Annotated in this window: 17 protein-coding genes; 11 read left to right on the forward strand and 6 right to left on the reverse strand. The window is 31.2% G+C overall.

Features of this window, described 5'->3' with window-relative positions; all coding sequences use genetic code 11:
- Positions 1-4 precede the first annotated feature (4 nt).
- The 6 genes from LPB88_RS06690 to LPB88_RS06715 are packed head-to-tail and all read left to right on the forward strand — an operon-like array spanning position 5 to position 7,376.
- Positions 5-1,684 carry a hypothetical protein gene (locus LPB88_RS06690; protein ID WP_230713847.1) on the forward strand — a complete coding sequence of 560 codons (1,680 nt, stop codon included), beginning with the start codon at positions 5-7 and terminating at the stop codon, positions 1,682-1,684.
- A gap of 10 nt (positions 1,685-1,694) precedes the next feature.
- Entirely contained in the window at positions 1,695-2,687 is a 993-nt protein-coding gene (locus tag LPB88_RS06695) for a hypothetical protein (RefSeq protein ID WP_230713849.1), read from the forward strand.
- Positions 2,688-2,693: 6 nt separating this feature from the next.
- Positions 2,694-3,998, forward strand: coding sequence for an MATE family efflux transporter (locus LPB88_RS06700; protein WP_230713851.1), 1,305 nt, complete (start codon positions 2,694-2,696; stop codon positions 3,996-3,998).
- A gap of 10 nt (positions 3,999-4,008) precedes the next feature.
- On the forward strand, positions 4,009-5,028 hold the full coding sequence (locus tag LPB88_RS06705; protein ID WP_230713853.1) for a glycosyltransferase: 1,020 nt from the start codon (positions 4,009-4,011) through the stop codon (positions 5,026-5,028).
- 43 nt (positions 5,029-5,071) lie between these two features.
- On the forward strand, positions 5,072-6,109 hold the full coding sequence (locus LPB88_RS06710) for a hypothetical protein (protein WP_230713859.1): 1,038 nt from the start codon (positions 5,072-5,074) through the stop codon (positions 6,107-6,109).
- Positions 6,081-7,376, forward strand: coding sequence for an O-antigen ligase (locus LPB88_RS06715; protein WP_230713862.1), 1,296 nt, complete (start codon positions 6,081-6,083; stop codon positions 7,374-7,376). Before LPB88_RS06710 ends, LPB88_RS06715 begins: the two co-directional genes overlap by 29 nt.
- Here LPB88_RS06715 and LPB88_RS06720 read toward each other — a convergent pair.
- Positions 7,353-8,429 carry a glycosyltransferase gene (locus LPB88_RS06720; RefSeq protein ID WP_230713864.1) on the reverse strand — a complete coding sequence of 359 codons (1,077 nt, stop codon included), beginning with the start codon at positions 8,427-8,429 and terminating at the stop codon, positions 7,353-7,355. The genes LPB88_RS06715 and LPB88_RS06720 overlap by 24 nt on opposite strands.
- A gap of 184 nt (positions 8,430-8,613) precedes the next feature.
- Here LPB88_RS06720 and LPB88_RS06725 point away from each other — a divergent pair, with 184 nt between their 5' ends.
- Positions 8,614-9,597, forward strand: a complete 984-nt coding sequence (locus tag LPB88_RS06725) for a UDP-glucuronic acid decarboxylase family protein (protein WP_230713865.1) — start codon at positions 8,614-8,616, stop codon at positions 9,595-9,597.
- A 32-nt stretch (positions 9,598-9,629) separates the two neighbouring features.
- A complete protein-coding gene (locus tag LPB88_RS06730; protein ID WP_230713867.1) occupies positions 9,630-10,397 on the forward strand; it encodes a glycosyltransferase family 2 protein in 768 nt (255 codons plus the stop codon).
- A 354-nt stretch (positions 10,398-10,751) separates the two neighbouring features.
- Here the strand turns inward: LPB88_RS06730 and LPB88_RS23785 are convergent, their stop codons facing one another.
- From LPB88_RS23785 to LPB88_RS06740, 3 genes are read right to left on the reverse strand one after another with little or no spacing between them, the layout of a single operon-like run.
- On the reverse strand, positions 10,752-10,994 hold the full coding sequence (locus tag LPB88_RS23785) for a hypothetical protein (RefSeq protein WP_255673682.1): 243 nt from the start codon (positions 10,992-10,994) through the stop codon (positions 10,752-10,754).
- 54 nt (positions 10,995-11,048) lie between these two features.
- Entirely contained in the window at positions 11,049-11,282 is a 234-nt protein-coding gene (locus LPB88_RS23790; protein WP_255673683.1) for an ORF6N domain-containing protein, read from the reverse strand.
- Positions 11,283-11,324: 42 nt separating this feature from the next.
- Positions 11,325-12,635 carry a phenylacetate--CoA ligase family protein gene (locus tag LPB88_RS06740; RefSeq protein ID WP_230713869.1) on the reverse strand — a complete coding sequence of 437 codons (1,311 nt, stop codon included), beginning with the start codon at positions 12,633-12,635 and terminating at the stop codon, positions 11,325-11,327.
- Positions 12,636-12,769: 134 nt separating this feature from the next.
- Here LPB88_RS06740 and purD point away from each other — a divergent pair, with 134 nt between their 5' ends.
- Positions 12,770-14,044 carry a phosphoribosylamine--glycine ligase gene (purD, locus tag LPB88_RS06745; protein ID WP_230713871.1) on the forward strand — a complete coding sequence of 425 codons (1,275 nt, stop codon included), beginning with the start codon at positions 12,770-12,772 and terminating at the stop codon, positions 14,042-14,044.
- Here the strand turns inward: purD and LPB88_RS06750 are convergent.
- Positions 14,036-14,266, reverse strand: a complete 231-nt coding sequence (locus LPB88_RS06750; RefSeq protein ID WP_230713873.1) for a uracil phosphoribosyltransferase — start codon at positions 14,264-14,266, stop codon at positions 14,036-14,038. The genes purD and LPB88_RS06750 overlap by 9 nt on opposite strands.
- Positions 14,267-14,406: 140 nt before the next feature.
- On the opposite strand from LPB88_RS06750, the gene LPB88_RS06755 reads away from it, so the two are divergent.
- Entirely contained in the window at positions 14,407-15,336 is a 930-nt protein-coding gene (locus LPB88_RS06755) for a DUF6427 family protein (protein ID WP_230713875.1), read from the forward strand.
- Here LPB88_RS06755 and upp read toward each other — a convergent pair.
- Entirely contained in the window at positions 15,331-15,984 is a 654-nt protein-coding gene (gene upp, locus LPB88_RS06760; RefSeq protein WP_230713877.1) for a uracil phosphoribosyltransferase, read from the reverse strand. The genes LPB88_RS06755 and upp overlap by 6 nt on opposite strands.
- 110 nt (positions 15,985-16,094) lie before the next feature.
- On the opposite strand from upp, the gene LPB88_RS06765 reads away from it, so the two are divergent.
- Positions 16,095-16,700 (forward strand): DUF4254 domain-containing protein, encoded by a 606-nt coding sequence (locus LPB88_RS06765; protein ID WP_089354134.1) that lies wholly within the window; start codon positions 16,095-16,097, stop codon positions 16,698-16,700.
- The last annotated feature ends 30 nt before the right edge of the window (positions 16,701-16,730 follow it).

The following is a 16,730-nucleotide window of genomic DNA, read 5'->3' on the forward strand; positions in this document are numbered from 1 at the left end:
TAGCATGAAAGAAACCAAACATATATCAAGATCAAGAGCGCAGGAATCATCTGCAGCTATAGAAAAAATGTACATTACAATGCGTCACTTATTCAACCGTGGGTTTTATAAACCAATGGGAGTTTCAGGTGATAGTTTACGTGAATCATTATTGGCATTACGTCCGGAGATTTACGGAAATATAGGCGAAGAAAAAGTAGAGCTTAACGGACTTTTGTACGTTATAGAGCGTCTTCCGATAGGAATAGAACAATGCCGTTTCATCAATTTAACTTCGGATGAAGGATATTCTAAATCGCATTTTCAGGCAATTGTTCCTCCAAAAAGAAGAAGAAATTGTTACCGAATCGACGAGGAACAAATGAATGTTGAAATCACTCGTGGTCGTTCAGATATTTATGATATTTTGACGCATTTGACTTTCATTTTCATTGAATCGCATAAAATTAAAAACAGAGTTTTATTAGATGACGGTGGCGAGGTTTCTCGCGATTGGCAAAAATTAGAGCAAGCTGTAATGCAGACTAAAAAACTTCCTCTAATAGAAAAAGAAAAAGCAATCTCGCATGTTGCCAATATTTTAGGAAGAACTTTTGAAGAAGTATTAGACATTTATGACGCATTTGGGTCTGAAAATGCTCCTGATCGTTTTCTACACGTTATTTATTGGTTAGGAAAATTAGCGATCGAAGAAGTTATAGACAATAATAAAAGAACCATAACTTTTAGTCCAGTTTTAAGAGAGCGTTTAGGACATCATATTCACGGTGAAATTTGGGCAACCAATATCAAGGAAGTTTTAAAAGCGAACAATCTTTTAAAGCGACCAATTCACGTAATTAGTGCAAATATGCATAGTGTAATGAATTCTATTTTTGCAACACCGTTGTTGAAAACGAAATTCAAAGACAAATCTGATTTCTTTATTTATGAAGAATTAAGCAAGTCTGGCGCTAAAGATATTAGAGGTGTCGTTGAAGAATTAGCCCTGAAAAATGGAATGATTTCGTTACCGGATACTTCTGGGACCAATATTGATGTACAGATTTTTGATACGGCTAAAATTGACTGGGCAAAAACCGGATTTCCTAAAGCTCAGCTTGACGAAGTAAAACCTGTTATTATTGTAATGGATTATGCTTTTGGTGAGCAAGCTTATGAAACTATCGACGAGCTTTTGAAACCATATAAAAAAGACACAAAACTAGAAGTAAAATCAGTGTCGATAATGGGTAAAGCCGGAATCCTTGAAGGAGGAAAAGGCGATATTATGATCCCGACGGCACATATAAATGAGGGAACTGCAGATAATTATTTCTTTGAAAATGAATTAACTGGAAAAATGTTCGAAGGAAACGATATTGCCGTTTTTGAAGGAGCGATGGTTACAGTTCTTGGAACATCATTACAAAACAGAGATTTACTGAAATTCTTTCACGAATCGACTTGGGGAGTAATTGGTCTTGAGATGGAAGGTTCTTATTATCAAAAAGCGATACAATCGGCATCAAAAATTAGAAAAAGTGTGCCTCATGATATCAAAGTTCGTTATGCGTATTATGCATCAGATAATCCATTAGAAACCGGAAGTACATTAGCTTCAGGCGGATTAGGAACAACAGGTGTAAAACCAACGTACTTGATTACCATTAAAATTTTAGAACAAATTTTCAACGTAAAATAAAAAACAATAAATGAGTACAAAATTACCCCAAGACACCAATGATCAGGAAATTGATATTTTTCAGCTTTCGCGAAGTATTGGTAGTTTTTTCGATCGCGTTAATGCATTAATATTTCGCTCGATTCAGTTTTTTGTTCGAAACTGGATTATTGTCTTAATATTGATTATTATCGGATTTGGATTGGGGTGGTATTTGGACTCAAACAAAAAAACGTTTCAGAATCAGGTTGTTGTAACTCCAAATTTTGAAAGTGTTGATTATTTATATGCCAAAATAGATTTAATAGAAGCCAAAATTATTTCGGGAGATTTGGATTTTCTAAAAAATGTAGTTGGAATTTCAGATCCAAGATCAATAAAGAAAATCGAAATTAAACCAGTTACAGACGTTTATAAGTTTATTGAAGACAAAGAACAGAACTTTGAACTTATAAAACTAATGGCTGAGGTTGGCGAAGTCAAAAAGGTTTTGGAAGATAATGTAACGAGTAAAAACTATACTTATCATACAATTTCATTTGTTTCGGGCAAAGCAATTAATGAAAAAGAAGTGGTCGAACCGTTATTAAAATACCTGAATAATTCGGCCTATTTTAATGCTATCCAGAAAATAGGGTTTAAAAACCTAGAGCAGGAAATTGTACAAAATGATACCATAATTGCTCAGATTGATCATGTTTTAGGCGGACTTTCAAGCACGGCAAAAAACAGTTCTAAAAACGAAAAATTGGTTTATTATAGTGAGAATTTACAGTTAAACGACATTATAAAAACGAAACAAAAGTTAGTTACTGAGCAAGGAAAGAACAGATTAAAATTAATTAGTTTTGATAAAACAATTAAAGAGATTAATGCAACGCTAAACATAGATGATCATAAAATTGTAAATGGAAATTTTAAATTATTAATTCCCATGTTCTTTATTTTCATTTTCATTTTAGTGAATTTGTTCCGCAAATTTTATCGTAGGCAACTTGCAATATCAAATGCAACTCAATCTTAAAAACACTTGAAAACCAATTTTCTTTTTGAAAGACTTTCTCAAAATCTATTTTTAAGACAAAGTTTAAGTACTTTGGTTTTAAGAGTTTTTGGAGTTCTTTTATTATTTGGTTTTACAGTATTCTTAACAAAATCGTACAGTCCAAAACTTGTGGGACAATATGATTTTGCCAGATCATTTCTTTTAGCCGTTGGAACTATTTGTTTATTGGGTTTCGATCAGTCTATTTTGTATTTTAAAGGAAAACTGGCCAGTCTCGATGCGCTCGATGAATTAAAGAAAATATATGCCAAAATGATTGCAATGCTTTTTGTAACGTCAGTTTTGGCCTTGGTTATAATCTTGCTGATTGATAAAAAAATAATCAATACTTATTTTGGAGATCCTGAAGTCTATTCCATTTTTTTAAAAGGGTCTGTAACATTATTTTTTTACGGATTATCAACTTTAAATATAGAAGTTATCAGAGCTTTAGACAAACCATATACAGCTGAGTTGTTTAGAAATGTCATCAAATATATTCCGCTTATTATTGGTTCAATAGTTTTATTTTATTGGCATGAAGAAACGTATTTGGTTGATGTTTTTTTAATCGGATTTGTATTTCTTGCCTTAATTAGTTCCATTTTAGTTTTTAGTTATTTCAATAAAACGGCAATAATAAAAACGACCGAAGTTTTTTCGCATAAAGAGGTTTTTTTAAAATCATATCCAATTGCGATTAGCGGTATGGCAATATTTTTATTAATGTGTTTTGATATTATGTTTCTAAAAAAGTATCGAAACGATGAAACGGTTGCTTTTTATTCGGTTGGAGTTAAATTAATGACGATTATTTCGGTGGTAATTTTAACTATAAATATTACGGTTTCAGCCAAAATTTCGGAATATTTTGCAAGTGACAATAAAGCAGAATTGATAAAAGTTTTAAAGAATTGTGCACGTTTAATTTTCGGAATTACATTTCCGGTAATTATATTAATCAGCATTTTTTCTGAGTATATTTTGTCTTTTTTCGGGCATCAGTATGTAGCGGCAAAAGAAGCATTTCTAATTTTAGTTATAGGTCAGGGAATTTGTTCTGCATTTGGTTCAGCTCCTGTTTATTTGAATATGACTGGAAGACAGCATGTTTTCCAGATTATTTTAATTGTGGCGGTTGTACTTAATTTTGTTTTAAATCGATTTTTAATTCCGGAATACGGAATGACCGGAGCAGCAATTGCATTTGTTTCGAGTTCTTTTTTCTGGAATTTTATTGTAGCAATTGTTATTTATCAAAAAGATAAAATAAAGGTTTTTTTGAATTAATAATCGAGAAATGGAAATTCAAAAAGAAGAGATTTTTTTTAGCATAATTGTGCCGGTCTATAATGTTGAGGTTTATTTACCGCAGTGTTTAGAAAGTATTTTATGTCAGAGCTTTTCTAATTTTGAACTTATTTTAGTTAACGACGGATCAACAGATTCTTCGTTGGAAATTTGCAAACAATACCAGAAAAATTTTCATCAAATAAAATTGATTGATAAAAAAAATGGAGGCCTATCTGATGCCAGAAATAAAGGATTACTGGCGGCAAAAGGTGACTACATTATTTTTACGGATAGCGATGATTATTGGATAGGAAATCAAGTTTTAGAGGATTTGAATGATTTAATAAAAGAAACAAATCCAGATGTGATTATACATGAAGAGAGTCGTTTTTTTTCAGAAAATGATGTGACTTGCAAATACAATCAAAAATTTATAAAAACGAAAAGCGGGAAATTTGAAGACGAAATCATAAATCTGGTTTATTATGATTTGTATGTTGCTTCTGCCTGGGATAAAGTGATTAAAAGATCTATTTTGATCGATAATCAATTGTTTTTTCCTGTTGGAAGAAAATCGGAAGATATTGAATGGTGCGGAAAATTAATGCATTATTTAAAGACGTTTAGTATTTATTCAAAATCATTTTATACCTACCGCCAAGTGCGTAAAGGTTCTATAACAACGACGGTAAGCGCGAAACATATAGAGGATGTTTACACAATGGTAAAAAACGGTTTAAATTCGGAAGAGACAGAATCTCAAATAATAAACAAAGCGATAGAAAATTATTGGGCATGTAATTATGTCGTAATTTTAAAAGATTTTTATGTTTTGTCTTCTAAAACGCAAAAACAAATTTGGAATGACTTAGTTTCCTGGAAATACCTTCTTCAAAATGGCAGAAACATAAAGGTTAATAAAGTCATGAAATTTTATTCATTTCTGTCTTTCAAAGCTGTGATTTTCTTTTTGAATGGATATAGATTAAAAACAATTTTGTTTAAAAAATACAGAACATTAAAATAACGTATAGGGTTTTATTATGCAGATTTTAATCAAAAAAAGTACCATGGCATTTTTACTTATTGCCTCAGCTAATTTAGTTGTGGCATTTTTTGCTTTTTTTGTTTTGCCTCCAAAATTTTTCTATGATACGGCTATAATTATCTATGACAAGTATAATGAAATTGGCTATTTTGGAAGTTATCCGCTAACTATTTTGTTTTATAAAATTATAGGTTTTCGGTATCTTCCTTTTCCAATAATAGCGCTTATACAGTTTCCGGTTTTAATGTATATTTTGTATAAAATTGGAATTCCGAATAATTTCGAAAAAGTAAATATTAAAAATCTTTTAGTGTATTTGGGTATTTTTATGATTGCGATTTTCATATCGATGCCATCAAAAGAATTTATTACTTATTTATTTATCGCATTAATTGTTTTTGTTTGCATAAATAAGCGATTATCGCTTCAAAAAACGATTATGGTAATTACTATTCTTTTAATTGTTTTTGGCGTCTTATATCGTCCTTATTTTGCACTGATACCTGTTGTTGGCGGCGGTATGTATCTGGTGAGTTTTATTAATTTTAAAAATAAAACAATAACAACTATTTTCTATGGTTTGCTTGTTGTTGTTTTTTTGTCCTTAAGTTACGGCATTTTAAAAGGAAAGTATTTTTCTGAAATAAGCAGGGAAGCTGTAAACAGTACCCGATTAGTTTCAACAGATGCCAACTCAATGATTACATCACCTGTAAAAACAGATACCTGGTACGGAGAGATCATCGGTATTTTTTATGGGTTTTTTACAGTCAATATTCCGTTAAATGGTTTAAAACATATACTTTCGCCTCAAATTATAGTTTTTGTAATTTGGCAGCTTTTGTTGTTTTATATATTGTTAGTTCGTTTTTCAAAATGTTTAAAAGAAAGAAAAAAATATAGTTATGAACTTTTAATCATGTTCATTTTGTTTTCCTTTTTTATTCTTCAAGGCGTTTTTGAACCCGATTTAGGCTCTTCAATTCGACATAAAATAGGCATTTTTCCTTTAATCTATTTTGCATTATACTATGAACATTTCCGAAAAGAACTTCAATAAAATCTTTCATGTTTTTTTATGTTTGATTGCAACGGCCATGATTTTCAGGAAACCATGTTCATTACTAATCATTGTGTTTGCGGTTTTTAATTTGATTTTCTTTAAAAAATTAAAATACACCAAAACATCATTGTTGTTAATGGCATGTATTGCTTCACCGGTTTTGTTAGAGTTATTGCTTTTCTGGAACAATGATTCTTTTGTAAAAGGTTTGAAAGCGATCGAAAAAAGTACTTCTTTAGTAATTTTTCCATTGTTTATTATAGGTAATTATCAACGGGTTAATTTTCTGAAATTAATTCAGACTTATGTGGTTCTAACTACTTTAATCTTGTTGTTTTTCTTCATAAGATTTAATGTTGTTTATCCTGAGTTGATGCATAAATATCTAAATGGAATTCATTTATGGGAAATGGGCTATCAATTTGCAAATAGCCTAGGGATTCATGCACCGGCTTTGAATATGCATTTGGCTTTTGTTTCCGTTTGTGCATTGTATTTTGTTTTTGAAAGCTTTAAGAATCATGAAAATGTAAAATTCAAAATCTTTCGTTTTATCATTTTTTTACTTTCGTTTTTCTTTGTCCTTTTTGTAAACACCAGAATGGCGCTGATTAATGCGTTGATTGGATTTTTCTTGGTTTTCTTTTTTGAAATCAAATCAAAATTCAATCTAAAAAAGATTGTTTTAGCAGCTCTTACAATCGTTGTTTTATTAGGTGGAATTCTGTTTTTCTTTGTTCAAAAAGATCCTTACATGAAAGAAAAATATTCAACGGTAAGTTTTGCCTATATGGATAAAATAGGAAAATTAGACGAGATTGATCATCCTGAAGTCAAGGTTTTCAATTCGTTGGTAACACGAGTTTCGATCTGGAAATCGGCATGGGAATTGTCTGTAAAAAATCTTCCTTTTGGAGTTGGAGCTTCAGATGGAAAGCCAGAATTGAATAAATATTATAAAGCAACTAATCAGCATTTTTTGGCTAAATATGAATTTCCAACGCACAATCAGTTTCTGGATTTTTTATTAAAGTTTGGAATTTTAGGACCATTAGTGGTGATACTTTATATTTTTACGATTGGATATTTGGGATACGATTTAAAAAACGCCATTATACTTTCGTTTTTTATAATCTTTTTCACTTCAAATTTAATCGATGATTTTTTACTCCGTTTTGATGGAATTGCTTTTAGTGGATTTTGGTTTTCCGTTTTCGGAAGTTATTGGTTACAACAAAAATTATTGATTGTAAATCGCCAATAATTCTTTGAAGTTTTTGTCTTTGTCAAATAAATCATTACATCTCACAAAAGCATTTTCTCCAAAAAGAGCCCTTGTAACCGGATCCTTTAGAATCTCAAAATAGTGATCCAATTCACTGATTTCATTAAATAAAAAACCGGTTTTATTATGCAAAACAGCATCTTTGTTACCAATAATGTTGGTTGCAATTACAGGTTTTTGTAATGCCATTGCTTCTAAAACAGCAATTGGCAAACCTTCCCAAAGCGATATTTGCATATAAATATCAATGTTATTCAACTCTTTGAGTACCGTTTTCCGATCTAGAATCCAACCCGTAATTCTTATATTTGGTGCTGTAATTAATGACTTTAATTCGCCATCGCCAATCCAGACAAAATTAAAATCGGGAAAATTTAGAGCAATTTGATTCAGAAATTGTGGATTCTTTTGAAATGTAATTCTTCCCATTACACCAATCGTTAATTTCTTGTTTTTGTATGGAGCAAATTGTTTCTGTATAGCAGTTAAATCAATACCGTTTCGGACTAATTTTGAAGTTCCGATTTTTTTCGAAATTTCATATTCGGTATCACCGCAAGCGACAATTGTTCCACCAAAAAAGTGTTGGCTTTTTTTTTCAATACTCCAGTAGAGCTTTCTCGCTGATTTTGAAATATCTGTTCTTAGAAAAGAATAGCCGTGCGGAGTATAGAAGAGTTTCTTTTTTTTGAATAATAAAAAATAAGCAATTCGACCTAAAACCCCAGCTTTTGAAGAATGAAGATGAATAACATCCGGGTTTATTCTTTTAAGTTCTTTGGTTAATTCATAAATCGATTTCAAATCCTGAATTGGAGAAAATTCCCGAACCATATTAACTTGGACCAGGTTGACTCCATTTGAAAACTCAGATTTTATTTTTTGAGGATCAATTTCTTTTCTATTGCCACTGTATAGAATAGTTGTCTCAGTGTTTTTATTTATTTCATCATCTCCAAAGAAAGTTGATAAATCTCTAAAATAGGTATAAACTCCGCCACCAAGAGCTTCAATGATGTGTACAACTTTCAAAACAGGGGATTTAATTGGAAGTAAAAATAGATAAATAAGGTTAATTATAATCTGAAAACCGAAAACTTCTTTCAATATATGAGTTCAGGTGTAATTTAAAAGGCCAGATATTTTATTACATTTGTAGCTGTTTGTGGGGTTTTTAATTGAAAACAAAACCCAAAAATGTTCAATAAAACCAATTATGAAAAGAATACTTATTACCGGTGCAGCAGGATTTTTAGGATCACATTTGTGTGACAGATTCATTAAAGAAGGCTATTTTGTGATTGGAATGGATAATCTGATTACCGGAGATCTTAGAAATATTGAGCATTTATTCAAATTAGAAAATTTCGAATTCTACCATCATGACATTACAAAGTTTGTTCATGTTCCTGGTGAATTAGATTATATTTTACATTTTGCTTCGCCTGCAAGCCCTATAGATTATTTAAAAATTCCGATACAAACACTAAAAGTTGGTTCGTTAGGAACGCATAATTTGTTAGGATTGGCGAGAGTTAAAAAAGCCAGAATTTTGATTGCTTCAACTTCTGAAGTTTACGGAGATCCATTAGTTCATCCTCAAACGGAAGAATACTACGGAAACGTAAATACAATTGGACCTCGTGGTGTTTATGACGAAGCGAAACGTTTTCAGGAATCAATTACAATGGCGTATCATACATTTCATGGCGTAGAAACGAGAATCGTTCGTATTTTTAATACTTACGGCCCAAGAATGCGCTTAAACGATGGTCGCGTGATTCCGGCTTTTATAGGTCAGGCTTTACGTGGAGAAGATTTAACGATTTTTGGAGATGGAATGCAAACTCGTTCTTTCTGTTATGTAGACGATCAGGTCGAAGGTATTTTCAGATTATTACATTCAGATTATGTGTATCCGGTAAATATTGGAAATCCGGACGAAATCACGATTAAAGATTTTGCTGAAGAAATTATCAAACTAACAGGAACGAATCAGAAAGTAGTTTACCATCCGTTGCCAATAAACGATCCTTTACAGCGTCAGCCGGACACTACAAAAGCAAAAGAACTATTAGGTTGGGAAGCAAAAGTAAATCGTGCCGAGGGAATGAAAATTACCTACGATTATTTTAAATCACTTTCTAAAGAAGAACTTTTAAAAGAAGAACACAAAGATTTTTCAAGTTACATAAAGTAATAAAGTTTAAATCCTGAAGACATAACCATCTAATGAGCGAATTAGTATCTATTATAATCCCAACATATAATACTGAAAAGTTCATTGGGTTGACTTTACAATCAGTTCAAAATCAAAGTTATAAAAATTGGGAAATAATTTTGGTTGATGATGCATCTACGGATAAAACTGTAGAAATCATAAACAGTTTTGCTGGAAAAGACTATCGGATAAAACTCTTTCAATTAGCCAAAAATTCCGGAAACGGAGTCGCCCGAAATGTAGCTTTAGAAAAAGCAACCGGAAAATATATAGCTTATTTAGATGCCGATGATTTATGGTTTCCGTCGAAATTAGAAAAACAGATTCAGTTTTTAAAAGCAAACAATTTACCTTTTACGTTTAGTTTTTATGATTGTATAGATGAAGAAGGAAACAATTTAAATAGGAGAGTTGAGGCACCATTAGAATTAACTTATGATCAATTGTTTTTTTGCAATTACGTTGGCAATTTAACCGCGATTTACGATGCTGATTATTTTGGAAAAATTGTAATTGAAGCCACTCAAAAAAGACAAGATTGGCGATTGTGGCTTACTATTTTAAAACAAATTCAATTTACCAAACCAGTTCCAGAGCCTTTGGCATTTTATAGAATAAGAAAAGATTCTATTTCATCTTCTAAATTCAAATTGATAAAACACAACTTTGGAGTCTATAGAAATTTTCACGGATTTAATTTTGTGTTTTCTGTTTTATTGATGATCCGATTTTTATTCACACAATTGATTATAAAACCTCGATATATTAAGAAGATTTAGCATTCTTCAAGGTCGTAAAATGCGACCTTGAAGAATCTCGTTCAAGATTGGAGGTCACAATTTGTGACCTCCAATTTTCAAATTATGATTTATTCAGTTCAAACGAAATATCTTCCTGAAAACTTGATGTCGCAATTTGCGACTTCAAGTTTAGAATTTTAATTCTCTAAGGTCACAAATTGTGATCTTAAAAAATCCTCGTCAGAATTGGAGGTCGCAAATTGCGACCTCCAATCTTCAAAATCTGATGTTTAAGTTTAAAAATGAAACCTTCTACAAACTTGAGGTCACAATTTGTGACTTCAAGTTTGTAATTTATCTTTAAGGTCACAAATTGTGACCTTAAAGAATTTCTTATTTTTTATACCCAATTTTTACTCTTTCGCTTTCGTTTTCTTTTTTCTCGGTTAGTTCATCTAAATAAGAAAAAACCAATTCAATATTTTTATCATGATTCTCCAATTTCTTTTGAATTTGAAGAATATCAACTTTAATTTCTGTTGTATCCAGAAGCATTTGTCTCACTTTTGTAAAAATGCGTATAATTTGAATATTAGTTTGAATTGCTTTGTCACTTTTTAATACACTTGAAAGCATTAGAATGCCATGTTCAGTAAATGCAAATGGTAGATATTTTAAGTTTGATCCTCTTCAATTCTTCAAGGTCGCAATTTGCGACCTTGAAGAATTATATTCATTTTCAGTAAGTTGAAACATAAAATCTTCGGGAAATCTAGATAAATTTCTTTTTACCTGCTCATTTAATCTTTTAGTTTCAACTTCATAAAGTGAAGCTAAATCGCTATCAAGCATTACTTTTTGATTACGGATAAAGTATATTTTGTTTGAAATTGTTTCTTCTGAGAGTAAAGATTGATCGTCCATGAGTTTTTAATCAGTAAAAACAAATGTAAGATTTTATTTATATTATAAGAAAGATTTAAATTGCTTTAATTTTCCTCGATTGGTTCTTTCCAGAACATTTTTTCGGACAAAAGTAAAGTTTAAATGGGGTTCGAGATACAATGCAATAGCTTCTTTTATTTTCTGAATTTGATTTGAATTTAATTCATTTTCAGAAACATATTCAATTTCAAAAGAATCTAATTTTGTCTGTTTGATGATAAATTCTTTGACATTTCCATCATCTTCAATAATGCTTTTGGTTACATAGTAAAACGTTAATCCAGGTGATTTTTTCCCGCTTGGTAAAATCGCAACATCATTCGTTCTTCCAATTAGTTTTTTTAGAATCGGTTTTTGAGGAGTACTTTTTTCATCTAAAATCCCAATGTCGCCAATATCATATCTTATAAACGGATTTGCTTTATTAAAAAGAGAAGTAATCACAATCTTGCCCTCTTCCCCGTAAGGCAGAATATTATTATTTTCATCCAAAATTTCGACAAAAAGAGTTTCTGCATTCACTTGCCATTCGCCTTTGGTGTTTTCAAAAGCGATTAAATCAAGTTCTGAAGCTCCATATTCATTGATTATTGGAATTCCGAATTGGTTTTCCAAGAGTTTTTTATCCGATTCAAAAAGCATTTCCGAAGTAACAAAACAAGCTTTTAAAGTTGGGCAGATTTCTTTTAATACGATATTTCTTTTTTCTAAATACTTAGCAAATAAAACAATCGAACTCGTGTAACCATTGAGATAATCGAATTTTTTCGTTTTGAATTTTCGTAGAAATTTTTCCAAAACTTCATCAGATAAATCGAAAACCGGGAATCGAAAACGGCGACTCAAAAAATCTTTAAAACGCTCTTTATGATATCCAATAAAATCCATTGGAATACCGTAAAAACGGGCCTGATACGAATGATTAAAATCAATATCAAACCAGCCAAAACGCATAATATTGGATGCCCAGGTTAAGGCATGAGAATATTTGTCTTTGGCAAAAACAAACGGAGTTCCGCTGGACCCTGAGGTTTTGTTGAGGTAAACGTTTTTTAATGTATAACCTTTTGAAAGTCTTTCGTTAAGTGGTTTTTGTAAATTTTGTTTGTTCAGAATCGGTAAATCTTCCCATTTCCAATCCGTTGTATTACCAACTAATTCCGGATAAAAAAAATTATTTTTTAAATGAAAATCGACAATTTCTTTCTTTTTATGCTGAAGAAAAATAGCATAATCTTCTTCGGATAAATTGACAATTTGATTCAATTCGGCTTTAGCTTTCTTTATCGGAAAACCATTTAATTGAAGCGAAATGTCAAAAAGTGAGATCATCTGGAGACTAAATTTTCACCAAAAATAATATTATCCAAGTACTAACAGAGAAGAATCACGAACTTTTTAAGATTTAATTATTTTTTACGTACAAAAGCAATTATTTTTGCACCACAACTAAATACAACTATAACATGACAATTTTACTATTGGGATCAGGCGGAAGAGAGCATGCTTTTGCGTGGAAAATGATTCAGAGTCCGCTTTGCGAAAAACTTTTTGTTGCACCAGGAAATGCGGGAACGGCTGCAATTGCTACAAACGTTGCAATGTCTCCAACCGATTTTGATGCTATTAAAACATTTGTACTGCAGGAAAACGTAAAAATGGTTGTTGTAGGACCAGAAGATCCTTTGGTAAAAGGAATTTACGATTATTTTAAAAACGACGAAAGTTTACAGCATATTCCGGTTATTGGACCATCTAAATTAGGTGCTCAATTAGAAGGAAGTAAAGAGTTTGCAAAAGAATTCTTGATGAAACACAACATTCCAACAGCAGCTTATGATAGTTTTACTGCTGAAACTGTTGAAAACGGATGTGCTTTCTTAGAAACTTTACAGCCTCCATACGTTTTAAAAGCAGATGGTTTAGCGGCTGGAAAAGGTGTTTTGATTATTCAGGATCTTGAAGAAGCTAAAACAGAGTTGAGAAACATGTTGGTTCATGAAAAATTTGGTGCTGCAAGTTCTAAAGTAGTTATCGAAGAATTTTTGGACGGAATCGAATTAAGCTGTTTTGTTTTAACAGATGGAAAAAGCTATAAAATTCTTCCAACAGCAAAAGATTACAAAAGAATTGGTGAAGGCGACACAGGATTAAATACAGGCGGAATGGGAGCGGTTTCCCCAGTTCCTTACGTTGATGCTGTTTTGATGGAAAAAATTGAAACTCGTATCGTAAAACCAACAATCGAAGGTTTCCAGAAAGATGGAATCGAATATAAAGGTTTTGTATTTATTGGTTTGATTAATGTAAAAAATGAACCAATTGTTATTGAGTACAACGTGAGAATGGGTGATCCGGAAACTGAAGTTGTGGTACCAAGATTAAAATCTGATTTAGTAGAATTGTTCTTGTCTGTTGCAAATCAAAAACTGGATGAATTTACATTAGAAGTTGATTCAAGAAGTGCAACTACAATTATGGTAGTTTCTGGTGGATATCCTGAAGATTTTGAAAAAGGAAAAGTAATTACCGGATTAGAAAATATAACAGATTCTATTGTTTTTCACGCCGGAACAAAATTAGATGGCGAAAATGTCGTTAGTAATGGAGGACGTGTATTGACTGTAACATCTTATGGAGACGATTTCCAACAGGCCATAAAAAAATCTTACCAAAATATAGATAAACTAAATTTTGATAAGATGTATTTTAGAAAAGATATCGGCTTCGACTTACTTTAAGAAAGAGTGAGCTGTAGTATCTTGGTTTTCTGTTCCAGCATCATCAAATATGCGTAATTGTTTAATCCAATAAACGATTGCGCATGCGCAGATGGTCATAAAAATCCAGTTAATTGTGTTTGCACCAAACCAAGTAATTGGTTCTAAATGACGTAAAAAGTCAAGCGGAGCAAATAAAATGTTAACGAATAAGTATTGTATTCCTTCAAAAAAAGCTGTCATAATTTATAAAATTATATGTTATTTATTGTTTTGTAACGCATTGAAGTTAAAATTCAGGTAATAGAATCTTTTTTCAACTTGTTGGTTTTTCCTTTTAAACAAGTATTATATTTACAATCACAAAAGTATAAAATATCCTTATGATAACAAGTGTTTTTAAAAAATCTACGCCATTAAATTATTCATTGGCCGTAATTTTAATACTGGTTTTCTTTTTTCTGTTTCAATTCCAGGAACCTTCCTGGATTAATTCTTACTTTTTGGGATTTCAAAAAGTGAGTTTATTGTGCTTTATATTGGCTTCTTTTTTCATGATTAATTTCATTGTAAAAAAGAATGGGCTCAGTAAAGACAACGGATACGCAATACTTTTCTACTTATTGTTTATATTGTTTTTCCCCACAATATTTAATAATCCAAATGTAATATATGCCAACTTTTTTCTTTTATTGGCGCTACGACGATTGATTTCGTTACAATCCTTAAAAGCCTCCAAAGAAAAAATATTTGATGCTTCTTTTTGGGTTTTTGTAGCTTCTTTATTTCAATTTTGGTGTGTTCTTTTTATTATTTTGGTATTTATATCAATTGTTTTTCATGTTTCAAGAGATTATAGAAACTGGGTTTTACCTTTTGTAGCACTTTTAGCCGTTTCGATCGTTTTTTTAATGGTTTCATTAATCTTTCATATCGATATAGCTGAATTTTTCGGGAAAAGAGCTTTGATTGATTTTAATATTGATTATTTCAAAAACAATTATGAAAACGGAGCACTCTCAATCTATGCGGCAGTAACATTGTTTTTTTTAGTTTCAATGTTAATGACATTATCAAATCGACCACAAATTGTTCACACTTCTTATAAAAAAGTGGTTGCCTGTTTTTTTATTGCGGTCGCTGTTTATATCATTTCGCCTAATAAAAGTAATGATTTATTGTTGTTTAGTATTGCGCCATTAACTATTATGGCGGCAAGTCATGTAGAATATATGCAGCAAAAACTCAATAACGAAATTGTCTTTTATATCTTGATTTGCTGCAGTTTATTTACTTTTTTTTCTCAGTTATAATTTACTTCCATAAGCAAGATCGCCGGCGTCACCAAGCCCTGGAACAATGTAGTTTTTCTCGTTTAGTTTCTCGTCTAATGATGCAACCCATAAATGGCAGTTTTCTGGAAGACTTTTTTCCAGAAAAGCAATTCCTTCCGGCGCGGCAATAACAACTACAATATGAATTTCTTTTGGAGTTGCATTTTGGACTAATTTTTCATGAACCGCAACTATCGATTGCCCTGTTGCCAACATTGGATCAAGAAGTAAAACCGTTTTATTATTGATGTTTGAAAGTGCTTGATATTCAACTAAAATTTCAAAATAATCATCATTGTTTGGATGATGTCTGCAAGCGGAAACAAAGCTATTTTCGGCATGATCAAAGTAGTTTAGAAAGCCATTATGCAAGGGCAAACCAGCTCTTAGAATAGAACATAAAACCAAATCACTTTCGATTTCGGTCGTTTTTTTAATACCAAGTGGAGTCTGAATTTCGACATTTTTATACGACAAATCTTTGCTCAGTTCATACGCCATAATTTCGCCAATCCGCTCTATGTTTCTTCTAAAACGCATGCTGTCGTTCTGAACATTTACATTTCTTATTTGTCCTAAAAAATGGTTTAATACGCTATTATTCTCAGATATATAATGAATTTTCATAATGATTTTTAATATTATCAATTGTTTATGCGATGTAAACGAAAAATTAAAGGTTTTATTCGCACTATAAAAGTATAAAAAGTATCTTTGTGTCTCTAAAAAATAAAGACATGTTTTCAAAATTAGCATATTCTGTTTTCGAACAAAGCATCAAAGACTATCATCAATTTGATAATGTTGATCAGCCAATAAACAATCCTTTCCCTAAAGATAAATTTGAGCATCTATTATATTTAAAAAACTGGATTGATACTGTTCAATGGCATTTTGAAGATATTATTCGTGATCCGCAAATTGATCCTGTAGCAGCTTTGACATTAAAAAGAAGAATCGATGCATCAAATCAGGAACGTACTGATATGGTGGAATATATCGATAGTTATTTTTTACAAAAATACAGTGATGTAAAAGTAAAAGATGGAGCAAAAATCAACTCTGAAAGTCCAGCTTGGGCATTTGACAGATTGTCTATTTTGGCTCTAAAAATTTATCATATGCATGAAGAAGCTACACGTGCTGAGGCTTCACAAGAACATAGAGATAAATGTCAGGAAAAATTAAACGTGCTTTTAGAGCAAAGAAGTGATTTGTCTACAGCAATTGATGATTTGTTGACAGATATTGAAAATGGAGATAAATTCATGAAAGTGTACAAACAAATGAAAATGTACAACGACGATGAATTGAATCCTGTTTTATACCAAAATAAAAAATAATTGGCAGAATTGTCCAATAAAATTAAGCAT

This window comes from Flavobacterium sp. JAS, assembly GCF_020991455.1.
Lineage (GTDB): Bacteria > Bacteroidota > Bacteroidia > Flavobacteriales > Flavobacteriaceae > Flavobacterium.

Coding starts and splice junctions, on each gene's coding strand:
- LPB88_RS06690 (WP_230713847.1), top strand. CDS start 5: ATGAAAGAAACCAAACATATATCAAGATCAAGAGCGCAGGAATCATCT.
- LPB88_RS06695 (WP_230713849.1), top strand. CDS start 1,695: ATGAGTACAAAATTACCCCAAGACACCAATGATCAGGAAATTGATATT.
- LPB88_RS06705 (WP_230713853.1), top strand. CDS start 4,009: ATGGAAATTCAAAAAGAAGAGATTTTTTTTAGCATAATTGTGCCGGTC.
- LPB88_RS06710 (WP_230713859.1), top strand. CDS start 5,072: ATGGCATTTTTACTTATTGCCTCAGCTAATTTAGTTGTGGCATTTTTT.
- LPB88_RS06715 (WP_230713862.1), top strand. CDS start 6,081: ATGAACATTTCCGAAAAGAACTTCAATAAAATCTTTCATGTTTTTTTA.
- LPB88_RS06725 (WP_230713865.1), top strand. CDS start 8,614: ATGAAAAGAATACTTATTACCGGTGCAGCAGGATTTTTAGGATCACAT.
- LPB88_RS06730 (WP_230713867.1), top strand. CDS start 9,630: ATGAGCGAATTAGTATCTATTATAATCCCAACATATAATACTGAAAAG.
- LPB88_RS23785 (WP_255673682.1), bottom strand. CDS start 10,994: ATGCTTTCAAGTGTATTAAAAAGTGACAAAGCAATTCAAACTAATATT.
- LPB88_RS23790 (WP_255673683.1), bottom strand. CDS start 11,282: ATGGACGATCAATCTTTACTCTCAGAAGAAACAATTTCAAACAAAATA.
- LPB88_RS06740 (WP_230713869.1), bottom strand. CDS start 12,635: ATGATCTCACTTTTTGACATTTCGCTTCAATTAAATGGTTTTCCGATA.
- purD (WP_230713871.1), top strand. CDS start 12,770: ATGACAATTTTACTATTGGGATCAGGCGGAAGAGAGCATGCTTTTGCG.
- LPB88_RS06750 (WP_230713873.1), bottom strand. CDS start 14,266: ATGACAGCTTTTTTTGAAGGAATACAATACTTATTCGTTAACATTTTA.
- LPB88_RS06755 (WP_230713875.1), top strand. CDS start 14,407: ATGATAACAAGTGTTTTTAAAAAATCTACGCCATTAAATTATTCATTG.
- upp (WP_230713877.1), bottom strand. CDS start 15,984: ATGAAAATTCATTATATATCTGAGAATAATAGCGTATTAAACCATTTT.
- LPB88_RS06765 (WP_089354134.1), top strand. CDS start 16,095: ATGTTTTCAAAATTAGCATATTCTGTTTTCGAACAAAGCATCAAAGAC.